The organism is Ruminococcus flavefaciens (assembly GCF_900116855.1).
Taxonomy (GTDB): Bacteria; Bacillota; Clostridia; order Oscillospirales; family Ruminococcaceae; genus Ruminococcus; species Ruminococcus flavefaciens_R.
On sequence record NZ_UETD01000003.1, the window covers coordinates 49,324 to 74,260 of the forward strand.

Here is a 24,937-nt window from a genome sequence, read left to right on the forward strand (position 1 = left end):
GCCGAGCCTTTGAGGGCGGTGCTCTTACGGAAGTTTTACGCGTGATATTGAGGGAAGCCCTTTTGTAAAAGTGCTTCCCTCAATTCTTTTTTCGCAGGCTCTGTTTTAGTTTTTCTATGGACAAGGCGATTGATAATATATGCCATTTTATCACATTTAAAGTGCCTTGTCCATAGAAAAACCAGCCAAAAGTCTTTGGAAAAGGGGGTATGGGGGAAAGAACCTTTCCTCAGAAAGGTTTTTCCCCGATAATTTGCTATAACATTCTATATGAGTGTAGCCCTTATGGACTCGGCAGCTTGTTTTTGTTATGGCAGCGTTCAGCTGTGCCACTGACTATTGAGGAAGTCCACTCTCTTTTCAAGCCAGTCGTGGAGGAAGGCAGCAGCCTCCGCCTCGTTGGTACATTCCTTTGCAGGAGCAGAGAGCTCTGCGGCGAAGATCTCGTTATTGATGATATTGTTCCACTTGTCGTAGTTCTTGGTGAAGTCGCCCTGATACTTGCCGCTCTCATCGGTGATTAGCTGGCAGGTGCGCTCGAAAACGCCGCTGTCATAGGCTTTTGTCCATTTTTCCTTAACGATGTCCTGATACCAGTCCTCACCCGCGATGACAGCCAGCCACGGATTTATGGTGTAGTACGCGCCGTTCTCCTCGGGACCGCCGTCTACATCGGGAACTATATTTGCGGCATAGAAGCCTGTTCCGTCTATGCATCTGTTCTTGTTGCCCATGGCGGAATCGAAGTCCCACGGAGCTTCAAAACGGAGCTTTTTGCTTCCCTCTGCACCGAAGTCGGCGTCCATGTAGAAGCTTGACCAGTAGATATCCGCGTCGCAGGTCAGCTCGCTGATGATGTACATATCCGCCAGCGAGTCAACGTCCACCACGTTCTCAACTGCCTGCTGAGGAGTTATATTGCTTGCAAGAGAGAGGGACTTGAAGCTGCTGTCAAAGACATAAGCCTTGTCATTGTATGCAGCCTCGTACATTATCTTGTACACGTTATTGACGTAGTTCTCGATGAAATCGTGCTGCTCTGCGGAGTTGACAGTGCTCTTGATAGTCATACCCATATAGGGCTTGGGGTCGTATTCGTCCTTGGGCAGGGGATCAATAGTCCTTCCGCCGCCGCCCTCGCCGTCAAAGGGCGTGAGGGGAGCGTTGTCCGCAAAGTCAAGAGGAAAGCCGTGGAGCTCGTCCTCGTTGTAGAAATAGCCGTCATACTCCATGAAATAGCCGATATCCGTACCTGTGTAGCCAGTTTCGGGCTCGGTGATATTGACTCTGTGGGAGCTTACCTGCTGCATATCAGAGAGCAGGTATACGCCGTAGTATTCGCCGTTTATCTCCACAGAAACAAGCTGTGAGTCCGCAGCGAAAAGCCCGTCCTCCTTCATTATCTCCCGTGAGGCATAGAGAGCAGCCCTGTTCCTGAGCATGGAGCCGTCCTTGTATTCGGCAAGCAGCAGCCAGTTGCGCTGCTCGGCACCGTCGTTGAGACCGAGAAGGCTTTGTTTTTCGGTGAATTTCAGCCTGAGAGGCTTTTTGTCATAGGTGGTTGTCCAGTTTCCGCGGACCTTGACCCTTGCCTCCGATGAGTCAAGAACGGTACTGCCGTCGGTGTCCTTCAGAGTTATAAGACAGTCCTCATAATAGGGCTCGGGAGGCATTTTATAGTTTGGAGTCCATGAGGCTATGAGCTCGGAAACGTGCTTTGCAACGGGCTCGTTAACGAAGTCCAAGACGTTGCTTTCCTTGCTGACCGTCTCGATAGAGAGAACAGGCAGAGAGCCTGCTGATGTTTTATTATTGGTATCGGGTTTCTTTGATGCCGAACAGCTGCATAAAACAAGAGCTGCAAGGGCAGCGGAGATCATTTGCGTAGCTTTTTTCATTGTAAGCACCTCGAAGTAAAAGATACAACCATTATAACACAGTGCCGGTATAATTGCAACCTGTTATGATTAGGCAGCCTTAACACCGCCCTTTTCGCGGAGAAGCGCAATTGAAGAGGAGCTTTTTCTCCGCGCCCCTTGCTATTATCAGACTTTTATGTTATAAGCGGGGAGCCCCCGCAGGCTGTTTCGCGGTGAAGTATCATAAAACGGCAGTTTTTCTCCGCGCCTGTTGCATTTATCGTCATTATATGTTATAATAATTTGTGTTTACGCAAATATAAAGATATATCCTCCTCCGACACCTCGGGGGATAAGATAAGCGGCTGTCCATGCCGCACCTGTCAGACTGGAGGCAATAGGATTGATCATTACAAAAACACCATTCCGTATGTCGTTTTTCGGCGGCGGAACAGATATGGAGAGCTTCTTCAGAGAGCACGGCGGAGCTGTTCTTTCCACAACTTTCGATAAGTACTGCTATGTCAACGTGAGACATCTCCCTCGCTTTTTCGATTACAGCACGGAGCTTTCATACTCCACCACAGAGCGTGTTACAGACGTTGATTCCATCGCTCACCCTGCTATCAGGAATGCCATGAAGATGCTTGATATGCACGAGATAAGACTTACCTATGAGGCTGACCTTCCTGCAAGGTCGGGTCTTGGCACCAGCTCATCTTTCGCAGTTGGTATGCTCAACGCTTTCTATGCCCTCAAGGGCAGATATGCCGACAAGAGAAAGCTTGCTGACGAGGCTATCCACCTTGAAAGAGTTCTCTGTGACGAGGCAGGGGGCTGGCAGGACCAGATAGCTGCGTCCTTTGGCGGCTTCAACAGGATAAACTTCAACGCCGACGGCTATGAGGTGCTCCCCGTTATCATAAGTCCCGAGAGGAAGAAGCAGCTCAACGACAACCTCATGATGTTCTTCACGGGATTTACCCGTTTTTCCGCGGCAGTCCAGCAGGCAAACAATCTTGGAGCTGCCGACAAGACTGCTCAGCTCATGGAGATGTACCGACTTGTTGACGATGCAGAGAAGGTCCTCACCGACCGCAATGCAGACCTTGACGACTTCGGCAGGCTCCTCGACCACACATGGAAGCTGAAGCGCCAGACAGGCTCTGCAGTCAGCACAGACAGTATCGACGCCCTCTATGAGAGGGGTACTGCGGCAGGAGCTCTCGGCGGAAAGCTCCTCGGAGCGGGCGGAGGCGGCTTCCTTGTATTCTATGTGCGTCCCGAGGACCACAGGAGAGTAAGGGAGGCTATGAAGGACCTGATGTACATTCCCTTTGAGTTTGAAAACAGCGGTACTCAGGTGATATACTACACCCCCGAGACCTATGAGCCGAGGGTGGATGAGTGATATGAAAACAGTTATTATGGCAGGCGGCAAGGGTACGAGAATAAGCTCAGTCGCCTCAGATATACCAAAGCCCATGATACGCATTCAGGGCAAGCCCGTGCTGGAGCACGAGATAGAGTGCCTCAGGGAGCAGGGCTTCACCGACATCATTATTACGGTGTCACATCTTGCCGAGCACATCATGAACTACTTCGGTGACGGAAGCGGCTTCGGCGTGAATATAAGCTATTATATCGAGGAGCAGCCCCTTGGCAATGCAGGTGCGCTGCTGAAGCTCCGCAGCGAGCTCACGGAGGACTTTCTCCTGCTCAATGCTGACGCGGTGTTCGATATCGACTTCAACCGTTTTGTGGCTTACCACAGGGAAAAGGGCGGACTTGTAACCCTCTTTACCCACCCCAACAGCCATCCCTATGACAGCGGCGTACTCATCGCGGACGATAACGGTGCGGTGGAGCGCTGGCTCACCAAGGAGGACGTCCGTCCTCAGTGGTACAGGAACAGAGTCAATGCGGGACTTCATGTGCTGTCGCCAAAGGTGCTGGATATGTGCGGCATAAGCGCCGATGAGGTTGGCTGCGAAAGGGACGGCAAGACCGTAAAGGCTGACCTTGACAGGCAGATACTCAAGCCCCTCTGCGGAAGCGGAAAGATGTTCTGCTATGACAGTCCCGAGTACGTCAAGGACATGGGGACTCCCGACCGCTATGAGGCAGTATGTGCGGATTTCGCCGCAGGCAGGGTGACTGCCCGTAACCTGAAACACAGGCAGAGAGCGGTATTCCTCGACCGTGACGGCACTATCAACAAATATGTAGGATTTCTCCGTGATATAGACGACTTCGAGCTGGAGGAGGGGGCTGCACAGGCTGTGAAGCTCATAAACGGTTCGGGAAGCCTTGCAATAGTTGCCACCAATCAGCCTGTTATCGCACGGGGCGAGGTGACCTTCGGGGAACTGTCGGAGATACACAACAAGATGGAGACTCTCCTCGGTCAGGAGGGCGCTTATCTGGACGGCATTTACTTCTGTCCCCACCACCCCCACAAGGGCTATGAGGGAGAGATACCAGAGCTGAAATTCGACTGCGAATGCCGCAAGCCCAAGGCAGGTATGCTGCTGAAAGCGGCTGAGGAGCTGAATATAGACCTTTCCCGTTCATGGATGGTGGGCGACGGCGAGAACGATATCCTCGCAGGCAAGGCGGCAGGCTGCCGCACAGCTCTCATCGGTGAGGGAGACTTCGGACAGGATATGACCGTGGACAGCCTTCTCGCGTTTGCGGAGAGGTTCGCTGAGGAAGAAGGAGAAAAGTAATGGACGAAAAGCTTATGAAGCACATAGAGCTTCTTGTGGAGAGATATCCCTCCCTTGAAAGCGCAAAGGACAGTATAATAGAGGCTTACTCCCTTATGGAGGACAGCTACAGCAGGGGCGGAAAGCTCCTTATATGCGGAAACGGCGGTTCTGCCGCAGACGCAGAGCACATCGCAGGGGAGCTTATGAAGGGCTTCAAGCTGCCGAGAAAGGTGGACAAAGCATTCGCGGACAAGCTCACCGCAGCCGACCCCGAGCTGGGAGCAGTACTGGCTGAGAATTTGCAGGGCGCACTGCCTGCCATAGCTCTTGACGGGCATCCTGCACTGACCACTGCCTACATGAACGACTGTGAGCCCCTGCTCTGCTTTGCACAGCAGGTAAACGGCTACGGCAGCGAGAATGACGTGCTGCTGGGCATATCCACCTCGGGAAACAGCAAAAACGTGCTCTACGCAGCCACTGTTGCCAAGGCAAAGGGCATGAGGGTAATAGGTCTCACAGGTGCAAAGGACAGCCGTCTGGCGGCGCTTTCCGATGTGTGCATAAAGGTGCCCCAGACCGAGACATACATGATACAGGAGCTTCATCTCCCTGTTTACCACTGTCTCTGCCTTATGCTGGAGGATCATTTCTTTGGTTGAGAATAATATGACCCGTAAGCGGTAATCAGCCGTTTACGGGTCTTTTCGTTTATCTTGCGAACCACTCTTTCATGACGGAGAGTATCTTTACCAGCTCCCACTCCTCAATGACGTAGGGAACCATGGCGTACATATATTTCAGGAAGGTCCTGCTGAAAACTCCTCTTTCACGGGCAAATCTGCGGAAGCCCTCTATATCTGCGCCGTTGTACACCTCAATGCAGACGCAGCCCCCCATTATGCGTACCTCCTTCACCCTCGGGTCGGAGAAGCCTTCCATCTCGCGGCGTGTTATCTCCTCGATACGGTGTATCTTCGCCATATAGTCTCCCTTTTCAAAGAGCTCTATGGACTTGAGAGCCGCACAGCAGGCGAGAGCGTTTCCCATGAATGTGGGACCGTGCATGAGAGCGTGAGTGGGGTCGTCACTGTAAAAGCCCTCCCACACCCTTGTATTGGCAACAGTGACAGCATGACCGATATAGCCGCCCGTGAGTGCCTTTCCCAGCACCAGTATATCGGGAGTTACAAGGTCTGCCACGAAGCGGTTGCCGGTGCGTCCGAAGCCTGTTGCCACCTCGTCGAAGATGAGCAGCACATCGTACTCGTCACAGAGCTGACGGGCTCTTTTGAGGAATGACACATCGTACATCCTCATGCCGCCTGCACCCTGCAAAAGTGGCTCCACGATGAAGCAGGTCAGCCTTTCGCCATAGTCCGCGAAAGCCTTTTCCAGAGCGGGCAGCTCCGTGGGGATATGGATAACTCCCTTTTTCTTCTCGTTGGAGCTTCCGAAGGCGAAGTGATAGTCCTCATCGTCACCCACCTCCATAGCCTTGAATGTGTCGCCGTGATAGGCGTGTTCAAGGGCGAGGACTGTGTCGCGCTTTGAACCGCGGTTGGTGTTGAACTGGAGAGCCATTTTCAGAGCCACCTCCACCGCCACGCTTCCCGAGTCGGAGAAGAAGCAGTAGTTAAGGTCAGCAGGCAGCCATTCCTCCAGCTTGGCGGAGAGCCGCTGCACAGGCTCGTGAGTGATACCGCCCAGCATGACATGGGCGAACTTTTCCAGCTGACCGCTGATAGCTGCATTCATCTCGGGGTGGTTATAGCCGTGGATAACGCTCCACCACGAGGAAACGGAGTCGATAAGGTCAAGACCGTCCTCGGTGTAGAGGTGGACTCCCTTGGCGTGAGAGAGCTTTATTGGCGGGTCAAGGGTCTTCATCTGAGCGTAGGGATACCATATCATGTCACACACCTCCGTAAAGCTTTATGAGTTCATCGGCGCTTATATCAAGGTCGGCGGCGCCTCGCTCCACACAGGCTATAACGGGGACACCTGTGAGCTCCTGACACATACTGCGGTTATCCTCCTCCATGACACCGCCCTGCCGGTTGTTGAAGATGATGCCCTTTACGGCAATGCCGCGGTTTTTCATGTATTCGCAGGTGAGGACAACGCTGTTGATGGTACCCAGACCTGCGTCCGCAACGATAATGCAGTCCAGTCCCAGAGCCTTGATGATGTCCTCAAGGAGTATCTTCTGACCGTCCCAGCGTATGGGACAGATAATGCCGCCGCTGCCCTCCATGGTGACGAAGTCGTATCGGCTGCAAAGGTCGGCAAAACGGCTCTTTATGACGTCAGGCTCCACGGGGGAGCCCTCTATCCTTGCGGCAAGATGAGGTGATACCGCGTTTTCGTAGACGTAGGGACACATCTCCTCCAAGGGCTGCTCAATGCCCGAAACTGTCTTTACATGGAGGGGGTCTCCTGCAATGAGAGCGCCGTCAGCGCTCCTTTCGTTTCCGCTGACAGCCGCCTTGAAGTAAGCTGCCGACAGTCCTGCTTCACGGAGCTTTTTCAATATAAGTCCCGTAATATAGGTCTTTCCGATGTCCGTACCCGTACCTGTCACAAAAATTCCTCTGCTCATTTCTGTCTCCTTCCGATGTCAAAGCCCATGCCCCTGAACATGGCGGTATCGTCTGCGATGCCGTTGCCCGAGGTGGTGAGCATATCGCCTGTGATAGTTGAATTTGCTCCCGAGAGAAAGGCTTTCCTGCCGCAGCCCTCCATGAGGTTCCTGCCTGCTGCCAGCCTTATATCAGCTGTGGGGAGTATGTATCTGAATATCGCCACTGTCCTGAGGATATCCTCCTCGGAGATGGGTGTCAGCTCCTCAAGAGGAGTGCCCTTGATGGGGATAAGGGAGTTTATGGGCACCGAGTCCACACCAAGCTCCGCAAGGGTCAGAGCCATATCCACTCTGTCCTCCCATGTTTCGCCCATGCCGATTATACCTCCCGAACAGACCTGAAGCCCTGCTGCCTGAGCACGTTTTATGCAGGCTGTCTTCTCGTCGAAGCTGTGGGTGGTGCAGATGTTGGGGAAGTTGCGGCGCGATGTCTCGATGTTGCAGTGATAGCGCTTAACGCCTGCCTCTTTCAGTCTGCGGAACTGCTCCTCTGTCAGAAGCCCGTGGGAGCCGCACAGCTCAATGTCAACGCTTTCGTTCATGCGGCTGTAGGCGGAGACCGCCCTGTCGAAGTCCGCTCCGCTGAGAGTCCTGCCTGCGGTGACTATGGAGAAGCGGTGGACGCCCTTTTCGGCGTTGTGGCGGCACTCGTCCAGAATAGTCTCCTCATCGAGAAAGCCGTACTCGTCAACGCCCGTGCAGTTGTGGGCGGACTGGGCGCAGAATTTGCAGTTTTCCGAGCATCTGCCGCTCCTGCCGTTGATGATGCTGCAAAGGTCGATATGGTCGCCGCAGAGAGCCTTTCGGATACGGTCTGCACCCTTGAGAAGCTCATCAAGGTCTGCGGTGATGAAGCTGTCGGTATCGTCCTCTCTGCCGAGGCGTCTGCCGCTGATTATTTCGTCTGCAAGTCTGAGAAAGTCCATGTTTACACGCTCCTTACGCTTTGTTTATTGATGACGGGGAGAAGCTTTTTCCCCAGTATTGAGGCAAGTATGCAAAGGCAGATGTCCCCGGGAACTGCCAGTACGAAGCAGTAGAGGAAAAGGGGAGCAATGCCGATGGGGTCGCCCAGCCAGAAGCGGCTTATGAGCCAGTAGTACAGCATACCGAGGGCGTAGACTATGGCAAGTCCAAGAAAGCAGCCCGTCAGCAGGCGTTTCATTGAGGGATGGCTGCTGTGTGCAACGGCTCCCGTGACGAAGGCTCCAACAATAAAGCCGATAAGGTAGCCGAATGTGGGCTGGAGGACGTAGCTGATACCGCCTCCTCCTGTGAATATGGGAAGTCCCGCAAGTCCGAGAAGAACGTATATGAGCACGGACACAGCCCCCTTTTTCGCGCCGAGGAGCACTCCTGCAAGGGTGGTGAAAAGGAGCTGCAATGTGAATGGACAGACGGGAACGGGTATGCGTATGAATGCGCCTACGGCGGTCAGAGCCGTGAACAGGGATATGAGTATAAGGTCTTTGGTTTTCATGATGCACCTCTTTATCTTTGATGTTATGCCTATTATAGCACTGTTTTTCAGCTTTGTCAACCTCTTTGCGAATATCGGTTGACAATAGATGCAGCGGCATTTTTATCCGCAGCTCTTGATATTTCCGAAGATATGTGGTATACTTTTGTTAGCACATAATAACAAATTGGAGGTCTTTATGGTAGCAGGCGCACTTGCGGCAGGACTTGTATGGTCGCTGCTCTGGATGATATATATTTACATTATCGTGGTGAAGTTTCCCCACGAGATGCTCCACGACTACCCCGATGATATCAGGCAGGCGTCAAGGCTCCCCGAGCAGACTCCTGCACAGAAAAAGGCTGCGAAGCTGTTCAGCTCTATGGGGGGACTGGTGCTGTTCGGAGTGCTCATACTCTTTGGTGTGCTGTATTTCCGCGGCGGCGAGGTGCCTTTCACAAAGGTGCTGTTGTACATATTAATTGCCGCCATGACATGGAACGTTGCAGACCTGCTCATCATGTACTGACAGTTATTCTTTCTTTCTTTCTTTCTCTCTTCCTTCCCTTGCCCCTTGGGTGCGATAGGGCACAATGTACTTTAGCAGTTTACAGTGTGACCATAAGGAAGAAACAAAGAAAGATGGAATACTGTTATCAATGTTCCGTCCGTTCTTTCCTTCGTCTCTTGATTTGATACGGAGCAATGTACTTTAATAGTTTAATGTGTGACCACAAGGAACGAACGAAGGGACAGACGAAGGGTGAAGGGAAGGAAGAGTGAATGTGTACGGTTTATCCCTTGCCCGTGGCAGGAACTGAGGGAAAAGCTGTTTTCCTTGGCTTACTACTTGAATTGTGGGGGATAACGTGATATAATATTATTGTGTTTGCTTTATCTAACTAAGTTAGCTAATACAAATATGTTTTGTTGCCATAAATTTATGCAAAACCTATAAACGGAGGAACAGAGATGGAAGCTGAATACAAAAACTGGGTGCCCAATGGAATGATTACCGCTCTTACTGCGAGTACAGCCGTGCTGGCGGCAGGGACTGCGGCGGCTGTTGTTTTCGGGGACAGGCTGTCTCCCACGGCTAAGACCGTACTGACGGGAGCTCTGGGTGCAGGTACTGCCGTATGCGGAGCCATGGCTGCGTGGAGCATTTACGCTCACGGGAAATTCTCGTATAACGGCACAAGAAAGCTGTCGAAGCAGATAGTTGAGGGCACCGCAAAGTACATAGACCTGCCCGATGAAGGTGTGGGACTTGATGTGGGCTGCGGAAGCGGAGCCCTTACCATTGCCTGCGCCAAGCGAAATCCACAGGGAAAGATGATAGGCATTGACCGCTGGGGCAAGGAGTATGCTTCATTCAGCAAGCAGCTCTGTGAGGAAAACTCCGACGCGGAGTGCGTGAAAAATACGGAATTCTATAACGGTGACGCCACCTCGCTGGACTTCCCCGACGAGTACTTCGACTCGGTGACAAGCAACTATGTCTACCACAACATCACGGGTGCAGACAAGCAGCAGCTTCTCAGGGAGACTCTGCGTGTACTGAAAAAGGGCGGCACCTTTGCCATACACGATATCATGTCAAAGTCCAGATACGGCGATATGGAGGGATTTGCAGAGGAGCTCCGCAGCAAGGGCTATGAGTACGTTGAGCTCATAGACACCACCGACGGCACATTCATGTCAGGCTTTGAAGCGGCAACTCTCGGACTCAGCGGCTCAAAGCTCCTCATCGGCAAAAAATGAATATGAGACTCAGATACACAGACAAGAGGTGGAAGCATTGACCGTTTACAAATTGTTTTCGGGAGTCAGGCTCATTTATAATGATATTTTCACTGTCGGCGGAGAGGCTTCTCAGGCGGTGACAGGTGATGTTCTCGAGGTCAGCTTCTGCTGCGGCGGCAGGAGCGAATACCGCAGGTCACGGCACTGCTATTATCTTGCCGAGGGCGGGTACATCATACGCAGGTGCAGTGCAGGTGACGAGGGAGCAGCCTACCCCACGGGTCAGTACAGCGGAGTTACACTGCTGGTGGACATGGACACAGAGTTTGAGGGCTTTTCGGAACTGTTTGACGGTGCCGAGGAGGTGCCGAGACTGCTGTCGGAAAGACTGGGACAGGAGCTCTATATAAGTGCCCTCCGTGACAGTGCAGAGCATATCTTCCGTGAGCTGTGGGAGTGCCGCGAAAAGGCTTCCGCAGGGCTTATGCGGATAAAGGTCATAGAGCTCCTCATGGCTCTCGGGGAGCTTGATATGGGTACATCTCAGGCAAAGGAGCACAGGCTCACCGATGAGCAGGCAGAGCTGGCGGAAAGGGTATGCCGCTTTGCCATAGACAATATGAACGAGCACTACACCATAGCGCAGCTTGCGAAGATGACAAGGGTCTCACAGACCAAGCTGAAGTCCTGCTTCCGCATGGTCTACGGCTGCTCGCTGTACGCCTATATGAGGCGGCAGAAGATGTACACGGCGGCGGAGCTGCTGAGGACTACCGACAGGAACATACTTGATATAGCTGTGGACTGCGGCTACGACAACGGCAGCAAGTTCGCAAAGGCGTTCCGTGACGTTATGGGGAGAAGTCCCCGTGATTACAGAAAATACAAGGGTGTCCGAATGGAGCATTTTGCGGTGAGGAAGGCTGAACAGCCCGTATAACAGGGGATATCCGCGGATAGGGCGGTATAACTTTTTTAACTGTTCGGAGCGGAAAGACAGTCCTCCGATGTTGTAGAATTAAATCATGGAGGGACGGAAAAGTCCTTGCCGATTACTATAATTCGAGGTGATATTGATGGCAGGTATATCATGGTCAAAGCTCGGTCTGTTTGCAGGCGGAGTGCTCTTTGGCACGGCAGGTGTGAAGATATTATCCAGCAAGGATGCCAAGAAGTGCTACACCAACGCAACTGCGGCTGTTCTTCGTGCAAAGGAAAGCGTAATGGAAACTGTTACCACAGTCCGTGAGAACTGCGACGATATCCTTGCAGACGCAAAGGAAATAAACGAAAAACGCGCTGCGGAGGAGGAAGCAGCCCTCATTGAGGACGCTTGCGAAGAAGCTGAAAAGAACATCGGGGACGCAGCAAGTGAGCTGTAAGGAATGACAGACCGCCAAGGCGGTCTGTTTCTGTATAAGGACGGGAGGAAAAGTAATGAAATGCACTGTACTGCATGAATCAAAGGGACGTATCAGGGTGCATATCTGTCGGCGGAGAATGACGCTGAGACAGGCGGATATCGCTGAATACAGCCTTGCTGCCGTAAGCGGCGTAAGGGACGTCAAGGTCTTTGACAGGACCTGCGATATCATTATATCCTATGAGTGCCCAAGAGCAGCTGTTGTAAAGGCTCTCTCGGAGCTGTCTCTTGATGACGAAAGGGCTGCGGAAATGGTCCCCGAGCATACGGGCAGGGAGCTCAACCGCGAATATGAGGAGAAGCTTGTCTCGGCAGTAACACGGCGGTTCATACACAAGCTGCTGCTGCCTGCCCCCATAAGGAGGATAATATCCATCATAAGAGCTGTAAAGTACATATCAAGAGGCATAAAATGCCTGCTTCACGGAAAGATAGAGGTGGCTGTCCTTGACGCCACGGCAATAGGAGTTTCACTGCTGAGAGGTGACTACAACACCGCAGGCTCGGTAATGTTCCTGCTGAAGGTGGGAGATATCCTCGACGAGTGGACGCATAAGCGCTCCGTGGACGACCTCGCGCGGACAATGTCGCTGGGAGTCGAGCAGGTATGGCTCAGGACCGCAGAGGGACAGGAGGTGCTTGTGCCCGTGTCTGAGGTCCGCAGGGGAGATATGGTCGTAGTCCGCACAGGCTCCATGATACCCCTTGACGGAAAGGTCACCGCAGGCGACGCAATGGTGAACCAGTCATCAATGACCGGCGAGTCCGTACCCGTCCACAAGAGCGAGGGCTCATACGTCTATGCGGGAACAGTTGTTGAGGACGGCGAGTGTACCCTATGTGTTGAGAGCACCGCAGGGGGCGGCCGCTATGACCGTATCGTGAAGATGATAGAGGAGTCGGAGAAGCTGAAGTCCTCGGCAGAGAACAAGGCTGCCCATCTTGCGGACAAGCTGGTGCCGTGGAGCCTTGGAGGAACTATCCTCACATGGCTGCTGACGAGAAACATCACAAGGGCGGTATCCATACTCATGGTGGACTTCTCCTGCGCTCTGAAGCTGGCAATGCCCATATCCGTACTCTCCGCCATGAGGGAGTGCAGCAGGGCAGGCATTACCGTCAAGGGCGGACGCTTCCTCGAAGCTGTCTCCGAGGCGGATACCATAGTTTTTGACAAGACGGGAACTCTTACCTACTCCTCGCCGAGGGTGGCTGAGGTCATAACCTTCGGCGGCAGAGATGAGGCTGAGATGCTGAGGCTTGCAGCCTGTCTTGAGGAGCACTATCCGCACTCCATCGCCAATGCCGTAGTGGAGGAGGCAGAGAAGCGGGGGCTTCTCCACGAGGAGCGCCATTCCAAGGTGGAATACGTTGTGGCGCACGGCATATCAAGTTCTGTTGACGGCGAGAGAGTCCTCATCGGCAGCTATCATTTCGTAGTTGAGGACGAGAGGTGCCTTATCCCCGATGAGAGAGTGTTCAGGCACCTGCCCAAGCAGTATTCACACCTTTACCTTGCCATAGCAGGGGAGATAGCGGCGGTCATCTGCATAGAGGACCCTCTACGCGAGGAGGCTTCCGAGGTAGTGGAGCAGCTTCACAGAGCAGGCATATCAAGGGTAGTGATGATGACGGGCGACAACGAGCGCACCGCCAAGGCTGTTGCGGAAAAAGTGGGCGTGGATGAGTACCACTCCGAGGTGCTTCCCGAGGACAAGGCAGCCTTCATACGCAGCGAGCATGAGGCAGGCAGAAAGGTCATCATGATTGGTGACGGCGTAAACGATTCACCTGCACTCAGCGAAGCCGATGCAGGCATAGCCATAAGCACGGGAGCTGCCATAGCCCGTGAGATAGCGGATATCACCATTTCCGCAGAGGACCTTTACTCCCTTGTGGAGCTGAAACGGTTCAGCGACGCTCTTATGAAGCGCATAGGCTGGAACTACCGTACTATAATAAGCTTCAACGCGGGGCTGATAGTTCTGGGAGCGCTGGGCATACTGCCGCCTGCGGTATCTGCCCTGCTGCACAATGCCTCCACTCTTGCCATAGGACTGAAAAGCATGACCGACCTTGATACAGAGGAAAGCAAATAAGCATACATATAAAACGAGCCCGAAGCAGTTAGGCGCTGCCTCGGGCTCATTTCCTTTAGGGGAGGTGTATCATGAATTTACTTTTTTACGTTGAAAGCTGCCATTCCGGGATATACGGCAGATGCTCCAAGCTCTTCCTCGATGCGGAGAAGCTGATTGTACTTTGCAACACGCTCTGATCTTGAGGGAGCGCCTGTCTTGATCTGGCAGGTATTGAGAGCTACTGCAAGGTCTGCGATAGTTGTATCTGCTGTCTCACCCGATCTGTGTGATGAGATAGCTGTGTAGCCTGCCTTGTGAGCCATCTTGATAGCCTCGAGAGTCTCGGAAACAGAACCGATCTGGTTGAGCTTGATGAGGATGGAGTTGCCTGCACCGAGGGAGATACCCTTTGAGAGACGCTCTGTGTTTGTAACAAAGAGATCGTCGCCGACCAGCTGTACCTTGCTGCCGATCTTGGCAGTCATTCTCTGCCAGCCTTCCCAGTCCTCCTCGTCGAGACCGTCCTCGATGGAGATGATGGGGTACTTGTCTACGAGAGACTCCCAGTGAGCGATAAGCTCATCGGATGTGAACTCCTTGCCGCTCTTGGGCTGCTTGTAGAAGCCCTTGCCCTTTTCGCTCTTCCACTCTGAGGAAGCAGCGTCCATGGCGATCATGAAGTCCTTGCCGGGCTCGAAGCCTGCTGCCTTGATAGCCTCGAGTATCTTCTCGATAGCCTCCTCGTCGCTGGTGAGCTTGTTGGGAGCGAAGCCGCCCTCGTCACCTACGGCTGTAACGTCGCCCATGTCCTTGATGAGCTTCTTGAGAGTGTGGAACACCTCAGCACACCATCTGAGGGCTTCCTTGAATGAGGGAGCGCCTACAGGCATGATCATGAATTCCTGTGTATCAACTGCGCTGTCAGCGTGAGCACCGCCGTTGAGAATGTTCATCATAGGAACGGGGAGCTTTGTGCCCTGAATGCCGCCGAGGAATCTGTACAGCGGGATACCGAGAGCCTCAGCAGCAGCTCTTGCTGTTGCGATGGAAACTGCCAGAATAGCGTTAGCGCCGAGCTTTGACTTGTCCTTGGTGCCGTCAGCCTCGATCATAGCCTTGTCGATGGCGTAGATGTCGGAAGCGTCCATGCCCACGAGGATATCGTTGATAACATTATTGATATTGTCAACAGCCTTCTGAACGCCCTTGCCCAGATAGCGGCTCTTGTCGCCGTCGCGGAGCTCGAGAGCCTCGAATTCACCTGTTGAAGCGCCGCTGGGAGCAGTACCTCTTGCAACTGTACCGTCTACAAGATAAACCTCAGCCTCAACTGTGGGATTGCCTCTTGAGTCCATGATCTCTCTGCCGATGACTTTTTCAATTTCAAGATATGTCATAATAATTCTCCGATCTGCCGCAATTAAGAAAACGGCGTTTATTTATCAGCGTGGTAGTACACGCAGTGATCCGTGCAGGCTCTTGAATATGCACTTTATCCGGAAGCACAGAACGAAAGGAGCCTGCAATGATTTATTCGCGTTAGCGGCTGCTAACGATTTAATCTTACCATTATTTTGTGCATTTGTCAATGAAGTAACCCTGCTTTCGGGATTTTTGTGAATAATCACATCTCTTTCTGTCAGCAGCAATAAAATTGTAGAAACAAATGACAAAGCCGCACCTGCAAGTGCTTGAAACAGTGTTAACCAAAACTAACAAATTGGGGCTGCTGTGTATTATCATATGACTACGGGGACATAATACAACATGACACAGGGGACTGCTTTTTTATGGTGCAAGATGACTGAACTTATTTCGCACATAGGCTATTGTTTTACGATATATCGGCATATAAATAATACTTATACCGTATTTTTAGCATTGCACAGGGGCAACCGATGTACAAAAGGGGCAGTAAAAAACTGTGCAAAAGATACAGTTTCAATGGGCTGTCAACGGGTGCTATAAGTATGTTTTACAAAACTAACAGATTGGAGCATAATGTTCCTTGACAAATGTTAAAGTCAATGATATAATTCAATACGGTTAGAAACCCCTAACCTATTATATAAAGCTATGCGGAGTTCTGCTCCGTATATTTTATCAAGTACTGTTAGATTTATATAACACATTCCATGACAAGGAGGGACCCATGAGTATTGTGATCGTAGGCGGCAATGACCGTATGGCGACAAGGTATCAGGATATCTGCAAATCGTTCCACATTAAATCCAAGGTTTTCACTCAGATGCCTGCGGATTTTGAGAACAAGATCGGCTTTCCCGATCTGATGGTAGTGTTCACAGGTACCTGTTCTCACAAAATGCTCAGCGGCGTTAAAAAGCGCTCGGAAAAGCACGGGATCCCTGTGGAGCACATTCACAGTTCCAGTGTGAGCGCGCTGAAACAGCTGCTTACCAATTACGCGTAGTCATTCTGCCGGTGCAGAAGGCAGAAAAAGACTACTGACTATCCTGCCGCACAAGCGGCGTTCCGAGCTGCCTCAGGGCAGTCCGGGACAGGGATAGCATATATGGGGAGGAAGCTATGTCCGAATGTGAAAAGCATGAATTCGAGAATACTCTCGCTTTACATACAGCGCCGACGCTTCTCGGCGTGAAGTGTGCAAATCTTGTTTCCGTGAGTCAGTCCGAGAGGACTGTGAGGAGCTATGTGGAGTCCTGCGCGGAAAGCGCTGCGGCACACGGTGTCAGGATGAAGATACTGTGCAGATGCAGGGAGCGCACACTGGTATATGTCTATCATGAAAAGCTGCTGAGCGCATGGCTGAGCAGGGCAGATGTTGGAAATTTCCTTTCAGATCACGGCTATACTGCGGATATGAGCTTCGAGGAGAAGCTCTCACTGCTGACAGCCCGTATGAGCTGCGGCAGCTTTCCTCATGAGATAGGCGCATTTCTCGGCTATCCCATAGAGGATATCAGGGGATTTATAGAAAATCAGGGCAGGAACTGCCTGCTGTGCGGGTGCTGGAAGGTCTACGGCAACGTGGAGGCGGCACGGCGTACATTCAATATTTACGGTCGATGCAGAGATATTCTGTGCGATAGATTAAACAAGGGACTTGATATGTTTCAGGCTCTTAAAATATCCAAGGAGGAATTATCATGAAAACAGCAGTTATCTATTGGAGCGGCACAGGCAACACAGAGGCTATGGCTAAGGCAGCAGCAGAAGGCGCTAATGCAGAGCTCTTCAGCGTTTCCGAGTTCAGCGGCAATGTTGCAGACTATGACGCTATCGCTTTCGGCTGTCCCGCTATGGGCGCAGAGGTACTTGAGGAGGACGAGTTCGAGCCCTTCTTCACAGCAGCAGAAGGTTCACTCAGCGGCAAGAAGGTACTTCTTTTCGGTTCCTACGGCTGGGGCGACGGCGAATGGATGCGTAACTGGGAGGAGAGAGTAAAGGCAGCAGGTGCTGAGCTGGTAAACGGCGAGGGCATCATTGTCAACGAGGCTCCCTCAGATGACGATCTCGCTAAGATCAAAGAGATCGCAGCTAAGTTAGCATAAGAAAAATATAAATAATTGTAAAGAGGTTGAATTAGAACAATGAAGAAATCATTATCGATTCTCAGTGCAGCTCTTCTGGCAGCTGCTTCCGTTATCCCGAGCGCAGTAAGCGCAGCTGACGATGAAGTTTACGGCACAATGCAGATCCCCTATGCTGATTTTTATGCAGCAGAGCTCAACAACAGCGTAGCAGTAGACGCAGTTTCTTCAGCAACAGCAAACAAGTGGAACATGACAGACACAGGTTCCGTACAGGAAGACGGCTCATGGAAGAACGGCGGACTCTGTGCAGGTACATACAATGACGGCGCTGGAAAGATACTCGGCGTTGTTTATCCCGTATGCATCTCACAGGCTGACCTTGATTCATTGACAGATAAGTACAACTTCACAGCTCTCGACACAAAGCCCGCAGCATACAAGCCCGTTACAGTTGAAGGCGGCAAGGCTTCATTCGGCAAGCTGGTGGACAGTGACGGTGAGGAGACTCTCGGCGGCGAGGTGAAGGTCTCCACAAGATCAAACTACGGCGACTATCAGATCAGTGTAAGCGAGATACCTCAGAATGCTGATATCTACGGCGTTATCGTAAAGACATCTGAGGGCACTTCCTACGGTATGCGTGCTCTTGAGAACATCTGGCGCAACGGCGCTATCTCATGGGGTGCAGGCGTAAAGGAGAAGGAGAGCCACGGCAACGTTCTTTCCTCTGAGCACTACAAGAGCTCACAGGGTCAGACTATCACAGAGGTAACATTCATCACTCTGGGCGGTTACAGCACTGTTTCGGGTCAGAACGTATATCTCCCCGTAAAGGTCGCAGACTCTGTTTCCGTTGAGAACGGCAAGGCAGGCAGCGGTTCAACTACATTCGATAATTCAGTATTCCCTTCTGACTATGCTCAGACAGCTTCAGTTGCAGAGGGCTTTACAGTTTCGGGCAACACTATCAGCTATACAAATGCCAAGCCCGGCAGCTATACACTGACAGTTTCTGATTCAAACGGCAAGTATTCCGACGTCAGCGGCAGCTTCCAGCTCACAACAAGCGATATCCCCGTTAAGTATGCAGACGGCAAGCTTGTGGCAGCAGACGGCTTCACAGCTGATGATGCAGCAAACTTCCTGAAGAACATCACATCTGTAAATGTCGGTGAGAATACTTACAGAACAGGACGCCGCGGAGTTACCATCATCGATGCTGAGACAGGCGAGATCAAGATGGACGCTAAGTCGGGCGACACAAACGTATTCGCAGGAGCCGGCAAGTACAGCATCTCAGTCACAGCAACAGGCTACAGCGAGCCCTATAACTTTGAGATCGACACAAATCCCGTGACTACTTCCACAACATCTACAACAAACAAGTCAGCTGTTACAACCACAACAGCTTCTAAGTCGGGATCAAAGTCAGCATCAAAGACGACAAGCAAATCAGACAGCCCTAAGACAGGAGATACCTCAGCAGCAATGCCTATCGCTGCACTTGCAGCTGCAGGAGTTTGCGCAATAGCATTCAGCAAGCGCAGAAAGTAATGACAACAGAATAACTCTCCATTCCTTTCACATTCCCTGAAATACTCTCCCGCAAAGACGCGGGGGAGTATATTGCAGGGATAATTTTATGTAGAAGGCAATAGCCTTCGGACAGGAGCAAATATGATATTTCTTATATCCCTTATTCTGACTGCGGCGTTCGTATGGTTCGGCGCAGACTTACTGAAAAAGAAGCCCACTGTATGTTATATCGCAGCCGCTGTACTCAGTGCTGCTGCATTTGCTGCGGGACAGTCCGAGATAAAGCTCCCCGAGTGGTTCAGCACCTACGTTCTGGGAATATTCAACAAGGGAGCCCTTGCCTGTGCGCTGTGGTGCGCAGTAGCATGGGCAGCCGCACTTCCCAACGGCTCAGCCGCCATAAAGAAGATAATGCCTATACGCGGCGAGCTTTCCATTTTTGCGGCTCTTATAACCCTTTCCCATGCAGTTACATACACACTGTCGTACCTTGACAGGATATCCACATTCAGCAAGTACAATATCTCTCCCAGCACGGAGTTCATCACCACCTGTGTAGTATGTCTTGTGCTCATGCTCATCATGATCCCCCTCACGGTGATCTCGTTCAAGACCATCAGAAAGAAGATAAAGCCAAAGACATGGAAGAATATCCAGCGTGCGGCATATGTTTTCTATGTACTTATCTATGTACACATCATGGTGATATATCTCCCCAAGGTAAAGCGCGGCGGAGCAGATGTGATACTGAGCATTCTTCTCTATTCGGCAGTTTTCTTCGGGTATGCGGTGTTCCGTATCAGAAAGTGGTATGTGAAGTCCAAAAAGCCTGCAAAGAGCGGAGCTCTCAATGCCGTATGTACAGCGGCAGTGGTACTTCTTACGGGAGGCGCTGTGATGTTCATGCAGCCCGGCAAGGATGCAGCTCCCAAGCGCACAGGCAACAGCAGCAAGAAGGCAGTCCTCACTGAGGAGGCTACAAAGGCTGAAAGTGATGATTCAGCCGAGACCACAACAGCTGCGGCTGAGGATGAGGAAAAGGGCGGCACGACCGCTGCAAAGACTACCAAGGCTAAGGACGGCAAGAACACGACCGAGACTACCACAGCGGACAAGAAGTCCGATGATAAGGATAAGGACAAAGACAAGGATAAAGACAAGGATAAGGAAAGCGAGAATGAGTCTGTGGAGGACAGCGGAAACAGCTCGCAGGAAGAGGAGGCTCCTCAGGAGGAACAGCAGCAGGCTGCTGCCGAGCCCGAGGTGCAGTATATCTACAACAACGGTACCTTCACAGGAACGGGAACCTCTCCTGCCGATGAGGGCAAGGACTATGAGGGAACAGTTTACGCTGATGTTACCATCGAGAATGACGTTATAACCGCCATCAGTCTCAGCTTCCCCGACGATGACGCTGACTGGTGCGTAATGGCTGAAAAGGCTATCCCCGGAAGGATAATGTCGGCACAGAGCGCCGATGTTGATGCAAGCTGCGGAGCTACACGAAGCGCTGAGGGCGCTATCGCCGCAGTAAAGGATGCACTTTCACAGGCAAGAAAATAAGACGATACAGCAAAAAGCCCATGTCATCAAGACATGGGCTTTTCATATTAAGGCATTTTGTGAAGATGTCTGTATTTATGGAAGGGAGCTGTGTGTCACTTCCTGTGGCAGGTGCCTTTCATGGCACAGTTCTGGCAGCCGTGGCTGCAGGATGACCTGCCCTCTTTCTTATCCTTTATCATTTTATAAATGATAAGACCCACAACAGCAATGAGTATGACTGAAACTATTATAGTTCCGAGGTTTGCCGAAAGCCATCCGATCATATTGATCCCTCCTGTAAGTTTCCCCCGTCAGAGGACGGGGGATTGGTTTTATTATGCCTTGCTCTTGGAGACTCTTACTTTCTTCTCAAGCTTTGTTGCTTCCTTATAAGGACGAACCAGCATATAGATCATGAATGCGATAAGAGCTATTGCAAAGATGAGTCCGATAACGTGAACATTTCCTGTGAACAGGCAGCCCAGCTGATAGATGATGAGCGATACTGCATAAGCAAATACGCACTGATAACCAACTGCGAACAGTGTCCACTTGGGGCTGTTCATCTCTCTCTTCATAGCACCGATAGCTGCGAAGCAAGGTGCACAGAGGAGGTTGAATGCGAGGAATGAGTAGCCTGCCAGCTTTGAAAGTCCCTCGAAGTCGAGAACGCCGAATACTCCGACAACCTCTTCCTTTGCAACGAGACCCATAACGGTAGCAACTGTTGCAGCTGCGTCGTCAAAGCCCAGAGGTGCGAATATCCACTTGACAGCGTCACCGATGTGACCGAGGATAGAATCAGCAAGCTCCATATCGGGATCGAATGCGAATGCACCGCCCTCGGGCCAGCCGTGTACGGAACCTGCCCAGATAACGATGGATGAAAGAAGGATTATGGTTCCTGCCTTCTTGATGAAGGACCAGCCGCGCTCCCACATTGAGCGGAGAACGTTGCTTACGGTAGGAACGTGGTATGCAGGAAGCTCCATAACGAAGGGAGCGGGATCGCCTGCGAACATCTTTGTCTTCTTGAGCATGATACCCGAGATGATGATAGCAGCCATACCGAGGAAGTAAGCGCTGGGGCCTACCCACCATGCACCGCCGAACAGTGCAACTGCGATCATGGAGATGATGGGGAGCTTTGCTCCGCAGGGGATGAATGTGGTAGTCATGATGGTCATACGGCGGTCGCGCTCGTTTTCGATGGTACGCGATGCCATGATACCGGGAACGCCGCAGCCTGTACCGATGAGGATCGGGATAAAGGACTTGCCCGAAAGACCGAAGCGGCGGAAGATCTTGTCCATGATGAATGCAACTCTTGCCATGTATCCGCAGGATTCAAGGATAGCAAGGAAGATGAAGAGTACCAGCATCTGGGGAACAAATCCGAGAACTGCGCCCACACCTGCTACGATACCGTCAAGGATAAGGCTCTTGAGCCAGTCGCCGCAGTGGATAGCGTCCAGACCCTTTTCAACAAGCACGGGAACACCGGGTACCCATGTGCCGTAGTCGGCAGGATCGGGAGCTGTGAACTCGCCCTCCTCGTCGAGAGCCTCGCCCAGAGCAGCGTCGATATCGTAGACCTTGCCGCCTGTCTCCTCGTTCTTGTAGAACTCGTCAACGTAGCTTCCGTAAGCCTCCTCGAAAGCGCCAAAGTCACCGTCCTCGATAGCGCCCTGAAGCTCGTCTGCGCCCTTTATGTCGGAGTCGGCAGCAGCTTCGTCAACAACAGCCTTTACGCCGTCTGTGAATACGAATTCGTTTGCCCATTTGTCTGTTTCATCGTCGTAATCACCGCTCATGCCGAACAGGTGGAAGCCGTCTCCGAAGAGTCCGTCATTGGTCCAGTCTGTTACCCATGTACCTACTGTGGTAACGGAAACGTAGTAAACGATGATCATGATGATAGCGAAGATAGGAAGTCCCAGCCAGCGGTTTGTTACCACCTTGTCGATCTTGTCCGAAACGGACAGTGCCTTAGCGTCCTTCTTCTTGTAGCTTGACTTGATTATGGAAGCTATGTACTCATAGCGCTCGTTTGTGATGATGCTCTCGGCATCGTCATCAAGCTCCTTCTCCGCAGCAGCTATATCCTGCTCGATGTGCTTGAACTTATCCTCCGAGAGTCCGAGGGACTCCAGTACCTTGTCGTCACGCTCGAAAACCTTTATTGCGTACCAGCGCTGCTGCTCCTCGGGCATATCGTGTACCACAGCTTCCTCGATGTGAGCGAGGGCGTGTTCAACGGGGCCAGAGAATGTGTGCTGAGGAATGGTCTTTACATTCTTTGCGGCGTCGATAGCTGCCTCAGCAGCCTCTGTAATGCCTGTGCCCTTGAGAGCGGATATCTCAACGATCTTGCAGCCCAGCTTCTTGGAGAGCTCGCTGATGTTGATCTTGTCGCCGTTCTTCTTTACAACGTCCATCATGTTGATGGCGATGACAACGGGGATTCCCAGCTCTGTGAGCTGAGTTGTAAGATAGAGGTTTCTTTCAAGGTTTGTACCGTCAATTATATTGAGTATAGCATCGGGACGTTCGCCGATAAGGTAATTTCTTGCAACGACTTCTTCGAGAGTGTATGGTGATAATGAGTATATACCGGGAAGGTCGGTGATGATGACGTCATCATGCTTTTTCAGCTTTCCTTCCTTCTTTTCAACGGTAACACCCGGCCAGTTACCAACGAACTGATTTGAACCTGTCAGCGCGTTGAACAGGGTGGTCTTACCACAGTTTGGGTTGCCTGCAAGAGCTATTCGCAGTGCCATAAAAAACTTCCTTTCATAAGTTAGATTTTTCTAACCAATATTAAAAAATCAAAGGAACTTACTGTCCCTTTACTTTACCTCGATGAGTTCGGCATCAGCCTTACGGATCGAAAGCTCATAGCCGCGGACCTTGATCTCGACGGGATCGCCGAGGGGTGCGACTTTTCTCACAAAGACCTCAACGCCCTTTGTAATGCCCATATCCATGATCCTGCGCTTTACAGCGCCCTCACCGTGAAGCTTTACGACTTTTGCGGTCTCTCCGATCGATACATCTCTGAGTGTCTTCATCTTTTTCCCTCCATTACACCATTATCTTTTTTGCCATATCAGCGCCGAGAGCCACACGGGCGCCTCTTATGTTGACGATGACATTTTCACCGAGCAGATTAACGAGTGTTACCTGTCCGCCAACAGTGAAGCCGAGGTCCGCAAGGTGCTTCTTTACCTCAGCGTTCCCGCCGATCTTCACGATCGTGTGCTCGATCCCCTGATCTGCCAGACTAAGCGGCATCATAAACCATACTCCCTTTCATTAAAGAATGCTGAGGATACATTTAATAATGTAAGCTCATGCTAACCATATAAAAGTTTAGCACGGCTAACAGTAAAAGTCAATAAGCCCATAGTATTTTTGTCGTTAAATATAGTTTGTTGAGGTATCATGTCAACGCTTATTGTTAGTTTTGCATAACCCTGTTATCCAACGCTAAACCGCTGATAGTCCCGTGTCGTATACTCGTGTTAACAGAGACTTTTAAGGGCAAGAGAACAATACAGTAAATCAGTACAAAGTTATACGCAAGAATGTTTGATGTATTTGTGTGAAACGTTCTTGATTTTCTGAGTGCAACAATGATAGAATATTATATAGGGTTAGAAATACCTAACCAAATAGAGATCAGGGGGAAAAACATCATGAGTGAAGCAGAAAAGAAGTTTCTTAACGTAAAAGGACTCAAAAAGAGCTTCGGAAGCGGTGACACAAAGCAGGACGTCCTCAAGGGGCTGGATTTCACAGTGGGCAAGGGCGAGTTCTGTGTGCTTCTCGGACCTTCGGGCTCGGGAAAATCCACGCTTCTGAACATCCTCGGCGGCATTGACAATGCCGATTCGGGAGAAATAATCATCAACGGCGACAAGCTGGAGGATATGGACGAAAAGGGGCTTACCCGATACAGAAGAAAGCATCTCGGATACGTTTTCCAGATGTACAACCTCATACCCGACCTCAATGTCAAGGAGAATATCGAGACGGGAGCCTATCTCTCCGACGAGCCTCTTGACATCGATGAGCTGCTGAAAATACTGGGCTTGTATGAGCACCGCCACAAGCTGCCCAACCAGCTCTCGGGCGGACAGCAGCAGAGAGTATCCATAGGAAGAGCTATCGTTAAAAATCCCGATATACTGCTCTGTGACGAGCCTACGGGAGCTCTTGACTATACCACCTCAAAGGAGATACTCAGGCTTATTGAGGAGGTCAACCGGAAGTACGGCAACACAGTCATCATGGTAACTCACAATGAAGCCATAAAGCAGATGGCGGACCATGTGATAAAGCTCCGTGACGGCAAGATAAGGCACGATGACCTCAACACCAATAAGATAACAGCTTCCGAGCTTGAATGGTAA

General features: G+C 51.4%; 24 protein-coding genes. 14 read left to right on the forward strand and 10 right to left on the reverse strand.

Features of this window, described 5'->3' with window-relative positions; genetic code table 11:
• Positions 1 to 320: 320 nt before the first annotated feature.
• Complete coding sequence (locus DSZ37_RS02610) at positions 321 to 1,898, reverse strand: CotH kinase family protein (protein WP_109725417.1); 1,578 nt, start codon at positions 1,896 to 1,898, stop codon at positions 321 to 323.
• A gap of 364 nt (positions 1,899 to 2,262) precedes the next feature.
• Between DSZ37_RS02610 and DSZ37_RS02615 the strand changes: the two genes are divergently transcribed.
• Genes DSZ37_RS02615 through DSZ37_RS02625 form a run of 3 tightly spaced genes read left to right on the forward strand, consistent with a single transcriptional unit; the run spans position 2,263 to position 5,232 of the window.
• A complete protein-coding gene (locus DSZ37_RS02615; RefSeq protein ID WP_109725418.1) occupies positions 2,263 to 3,270 on the forward strand; it encodes a kinase in 1,008 nt (335 codons plus the stop codon).
• Between the two features lies 1 nt (position 3,271).
• Complete coding sequence (locus DSZ37_RS02620) at positions 3,272 to 4,588, forward strand: HAD-IIIA family hydrolase (protein WP_109725419.1); 1,317 nt, start codon at positions 3,272 to 3,274, stop codon at positions 4,586 to 4,588.
• Positions 4,588 to 5,232: a D-sedoheptulose-7-phosphate isomerase gene (locus DSZ37_RS02625; protein ID WP_109725420.1), complete on the forward strand. Its 645-nt coding sequence runs from the start codon at positions 4,588 to 4,590 to the stop codon at positions 5,230 to 5,232. The genes DSZ37_RS02620 and DSZ37_RS02625 overlap by 1 nt, the downstream gene beginning before the upstream one ends.
• A 49-nt stretch (positions 5,233 to 5,281) precedes the next feature.
• Here the strand turns inward: DSZ37_RS02625 and bioA are convergent, their stop codons facing one another.
• Genes bioA through DSZ37_RS02645 form a run of 4 tightly spaced genes read right to left on the reverse strand, consistent with a single transcriptional unit; the run spans position 5,282 to position 8,694 of the window.
• Entirely contained in the window at positions 5,282 to 6,484 is a 1,203-nt protein-coding gene (gene bioA, locus DSZ37_RS02630) for an adenosylmethionine--8-amino-7-oxononanoate transaminase (protein ID WP_109725421.1), read from the reverse strand.
• Position 6,485: 1 nt separating this feature from the next.
• Positions 6,486 to 7,172 (reverse strand): dethiobiotin synthase, encoded by a 687-nt coding sequence (gene bioD, locus DSZ37_RS02635; protein ID WP_109725422.1) that lies wholly within the window; start codon positions 7,170 to 7,172, stop codon positions 6,486 to 6,488.
• Positions 7,169 to 8,140 (reverse strand): biotin synthase BioB, encoded by a 972-nt coding sequence (gene bioB, locus DSZ37_RS02640; protein WP_109725423.1) that lies wholly within the window; start codon positions 8,138 to 8,140, stop codon positions 7,169 to 7,171. The genes bioD and bioB overlap by 4 nt, the downstream gene beginning before the upstream one ends.
• Positions 8,141 to 8,142: 2 nt before the next feature.
• On the reverse strand, positions 8,143 to 8,694 hold the full coding sequence (locus tag DSZ37_RS02645; RefSeq protein WP_109725668.1) for a biotin transporter BioY: 552 nt from the start codon (positions 8,692 to 8,694) through the stop codon (positions 8,143 to 8,145).
• Positions 8,695 to 8,872: 178 nt separating this feature from the next.
• Between DSZ37_RS02645 and DSZ37_RS02650 the strand changes: the two genes are divergently transcribed.
• The 5 genes from DSZ37_RS02650 to DSZ37_RS02670 all read left to right on the forward strand — a co-directional run bounded on the left by DSZ37_RS02650 (position 8,873) and on the right by DSZ37_RS02670 (position 13,941).
• The gene (locus DSZ37_RS02650; protein WP_109725424.1) at positions 8,873 to 9,202 is read left to right on the forward strand and encodes a hypothetical protein; all 330 of its coding nucleotides are present in this window, start codon (positions 8,873 to 8,875) and stop codon (positions 9,200 to 9,202) included.
• Between the two features lie 443 nt (positions 9,203 to 9,645).
• Positions 9,646 to 10,437 carry a class I SAM-dependent methyltransferase gene (locus tag DSZ37_RS02655; protein ID WP_109725425.1) on the forward strand — a complete coding sequence of 264 codons (792 nt, stop codon included), beginning with the start codon at positions 9,646 to 9,648 and terminating at the stop codon, positions 10,435 to 10,437.
• Between the two features lie 37 nt (positions 10,438 to 10,474).
• Positions 10,475 to 11,359 carry a helix-turn-helix transcriptional regulator gene (locus DSZ37_RS02660; protein ID WP_109725426.1) on the forward strand — a complete coding sequence of 295 codons (885 nt, stop codon included), beginning with the start codon at positions 10,475 to 10,477 and terminating at the stop codon, positions 11,357 to 11,359.
• Positions 11,360 to 11,495: 136 nt separating this feature from the next.
• Positions 11,496 to 11,801 carry a DUF6110 family protein gene (locus tag DSZ37_RS02665; RefSeq protein ID WP_109725427.1) on the forward strand — a complete coding sequence of 102 codons (306 nt, stop codon included), beginning with the start codon at positions 11,496 to 11,498 and terminating at the stop codon, positions 11,799 to 11,801.
• Between the two features lie 55 nt (positions 11,802 to 11,856).
• Positions 11,857 to 13,941 carry a heavy metal translocating P-type ATPase gene (locus tag DSZ37_RS02670; RefSeq protein WP_109725428.1) on the forward strand — a complete coding sequence of 695 codons (2,085 nt, stop codon included), beginning with the start codon at positions 11,857 to 11,859 and terminating at the stop codon, positions 13,939 to 13,941.
• Between the two features lie 77 nt (positions 13,942 to 14,018).
• On the opposite strand, the gene eno is transcribed toward DSZ37_RS02670, so the two are convergent.
• Positions 14,019 to 15,320 carry a phosphopyruvate hydratase gene (gene eno / locus DSZ37_RS02675; RefSeq protein ID WP_109725429.1) on the reverse strand — a complete coding sequence of 434 codons (1,302 nt, stop codon included), beginning with the start codon at positions 15,318 to 15,320 and terminating at the stop codon, positions 14,019 to 14,021.
• 755 nt (positions 15,321 to 16,075) lie between these two features.
• On the opposite strand from eno, the gene DSZ37_RS02680 reads away from it, so the two are divergent.
• From DSZ37_RS02680 to DSZ37_RS02700, 5 genes are all read left to right on the forward strand, one after another.
• A complete protein-coding gene (locus tag DSZ37_RS02680; protein ID WP_028519836.1) occupies positions 16,076 to 16,354 on the forward strand; it encodes a DUF2325 domain-containing protein in 279 nt (92 codons plus the stop codon).
• 116 nt (positions 16,355 to 16,470) lie between these two features.
• The gene (locus DSZ37_RS02685; RefSeq protein ID WP_109725430.1) at positions 16,471 to 17,055 is read left to right on the forward strand and encodes a DUF3793 family protein; all 585 of its coding nucleotides are present in this window, start codon (positions 16,471 to 16,473) and stop codon (positions 17,053 to 17,055) included.
• Positions 17,052 to 17,456 carry a flavodoxin gene (locus DSZ37_RS02690; RefSeq protein ID WP_173369297.1) on the forward strand — a complete coding sequence of 135 codons (405 nt, stop codon included), beginning with the start codon at positions 17,052 to 17,054 and terminating at the stop codon, positions 17,454 to 17,456. Before DSZ37_RS02685 ends, DSZ37_RS02690 begins: the two co-directional genes overlap by 4 nt.
• Before the next feature lie 39 nt (positions 17,457 to 17,495).
• Positions 17,496 to 18,992 (forward strand): hemoblobin-interacting domain-containing protein, encoded by a 1,497-nt coding sequence (locus tag DSZ37_RS02695; RefSeq protein WP_109725432.1) that lies wholly within the window; start codon positions 17,496 to 17,498, stop codon positions 18,990 to 18,992.
• A gap of 123 nt (positions 18,993 to 19,115) precedes the next feature.
• Complete coding sequence (locus DSZ37_RS02700; protein ID WP_109725433.1) at positions 19,116 to 20,537, forward strand: ferric reductase-like transmembrane domain-containing protein; 1,422 nt, start codon at positions 19,116 to 19,118, stop codon at positions 20,535 to 20,537.
• Between the two features lie 95 nt (positions 20,538 to 20,632).
• On the opposite strand, the gene DSZ37_RS02705 is transcribed toward DSZ37_RS02700, so the two are convergent.
• The 4 genes from DSZ37_RS02705 to DSZ37_RS02720 form a co-directional block, all read right to left on the reverse strand.
• Positions 20,633 to 20,803 (reverse strand): FeoB-associated Cys-rich membrane protein, encoded by a 171-nt coding sequence (locus tag DSZ37_RS02705; protein WP_109725434.1) that lies wholly within the window; start codon positions 20,801 to 20,803, stop codon positions 20,633 to 20,635.
• Positions 20,804 to 20,854: 51 nt separating this feature from the next.
• Positions 20,855 to 23,302: a ferrous iron transporter B gene (gene feoB / locus DSZ37_RS02710; protein WP_109725435.1), complete on the reverse strand. Its 2,448-nt coding sequence runs from the start codon at positions 23,300 to 23,302 to the stop codon at positions 20,855 to 20,857.
• Positions 23,303 to 23,371: 69 nt separating this feature from the next.
• A complete protein-coding gene (locus DSZ37_RS02715) occupies positions 23,372 to 23,593 on the reverse strand; it encodes a FeoA family protein (protein WP_028519842.1) in 222 nt (73 codons plus the stop codon).
• Between the two features lie 13 nt (positions 23,594 to 23,606).
• Positions 23,607 to 23,819, reverse strand: coding sequence for a FeoA family protein (locus DSZ37_RS02720; protein ID WP_109725436.1), 213 nt, complete (start codon positions 23,817 to 23,819; stop codon positions 23,607 to 23,609).
• 401 nt (positions 23,820 to 24,220) lie between these two features.
• Between DSZ37_RS02720 and DSZ37_RS02725 the strand changes: the two genes are divergently transcribed.
• Positions 24,221 to 24,937 carry an ABC transporter ATP-binding protein gene (locus DSZ37_RS02725; protein ID WP_109725437.1) on the forward strand — a complete coding sequence of 239 codons (717 nt, stop codon included), beginning with the start codon at positions 24,221 to 24,223 and terminating at the stop codon, positions 24,935 to 24,937.

Bases quoted from the DNA above. Each gene is read 5' to 3' on its own strand.
- DSZ37_RS02715 (WP_028519842.1), bottom strand. From the start codon at position 23,593: ATGAAGACACTCAGAGATGTATCGATCGGAGAGACCGCAAAAGTCGTA.
- bioD (WP_109725422.1), bottom strand. From the start codon at position 7,172: ATGAGCAGAGGAATTTTTGTGACAGGTACGGGTACGGACATCGGAAAG.
- DSZ37_RS02685 (WP_109725430.1), top strand. From the start codon at position 16,471: ATGTCCGAATGTGAAAAGCATGAATTCGAGAATACTCTCGCTTTACAT.
- DSZ37_RS02655 (WP_109725425.1), top strand. From the start codon at position 9,646: ATGGAAGCTGAATACAAAAACTGGGTGCCCAATGGAATGATTACCGCT.
- DSZ37_RS02705 (WP_109725434.1), bottom strand. From the start codon at position 20,803: ATGATCGGATGGCTTTCGGCAAACCTCGGAACTATAATAGTTTCAGTC.
- DSZ37_RS02725 (WP_109725437.1), top strand. From the start codon at position 24,221: ATGAGTGAAGCAGAAAAGAAGTTTCTTAACGTAAAAGGACTCAAAAAG.
- DSZ37_RS02720 (WP_109725436.1), bottom strand. From the start codon at position 23,819: ATGATGCCGCTTAGTCTGGCAGATCAGGGGATCGAGCACACGATCGTG.
- DSZ37_RS02650 (WP_109725424.1), top strand. From the start codon at position 8,873: ATGGTAGCAGGCGCACTTGCGGCAGGACTTGTATGGTCGCTGCTCTGG.
- feoB (WP_109725435.1), bottom strand. From the start codon at position 23,302: ATGGCACTGCGAATAGCTCTTGCAGGCAACCCAAACTGTGGTAAGACC.
- DSZ37_RS02620 (WP_109725419.1), top strand. From the start codon at position 3,272: ATGAAAACAGTTATTATGGCAGGCGGCAAGGGTACGAGAATAAGCTCA.
- DSZ37_RS02670 (WP_109725428.1), top strand. From the start codon at position 11,857: ATGAAATGCACTGTACTGCATGAATCAAAGGGACGTATCAGGGTGCAT.
- DSZ37_RS02625 (WP_109725420.1), top strand. From the start codon at position 4,588: ATGGACGAAAAGCTTATGAAGCACATAGAGCTTCTTGTGGAGAGATAT.
- bioB (WP_109725423.1), bottom strand. From the start codon at position 8,140: ATGGACTTTCTCAGACTTGCAGACGAAATAATCAGCGGCAGACGCCTC.
- DSZ37_RS02645 (WP_109725668.1), bottom strand. From the start codon at position 8,694: ATGAAAACCAAAGACCTTATACTCATATCCCTGTTCACGGCTCTGACC.
- DSZ37_RS02665 (WP_109725427.1), top strand. From the start codon at position 11,496: ATGGCAGGTATATCATGGTCAAAGCTCGGTCTGTTTGCAGGCGGAGTG.
- DSZ37_RS02700 (WP_109725433.1), top strand. From the start codon at position 19,116: ATGATATTTCTTATATCCCTTATTCTGACTGCGGCGTTCGTATGGTTC.
- eno (WP_109725429.1), bottom strand. From the start codon at position 15,320: ATGACATATCTTGAAATTGAAAAAGTCATCGGCAGAGAGATCATGGAC.
- bioA (WP_109725421.1), bottom strand. From the start codon at position 6,484: ATGATATGGTATCCCTACGCTCAGATGAAGACCCTTGACCCGCCAATA.
- DSZ37_RS02610 (WP_109725417.1), bottom strand. From the start codon at position 1,898: ATGAAAAAAGCTACGCAAATGATCTCCGCTGCCCTTGCAGCTCTTGTT.
- DSZ37_RS02680 (WP_028519836.1), top strand. From the start codon at position 16,076: ATGAGTATTGTGATCGTAGGCGGCAATGACCGTATGGCGACAAGGTAT.
- DSZ37_RS02695 (WP_109725432.1), top strand. From the start codon at position 17,496: ATGAAGAAATCATTATCGATTCTCAGTGCAGCTCTTCTGGCAGCTGCT.
- DSZ37_RS02690 (WP_173369297.1), top strand. From the start codon at position 17,052: ATGAAAACAGCAGTTATCTATTGGAGCGGCACAGGCAACACAGAGGCT.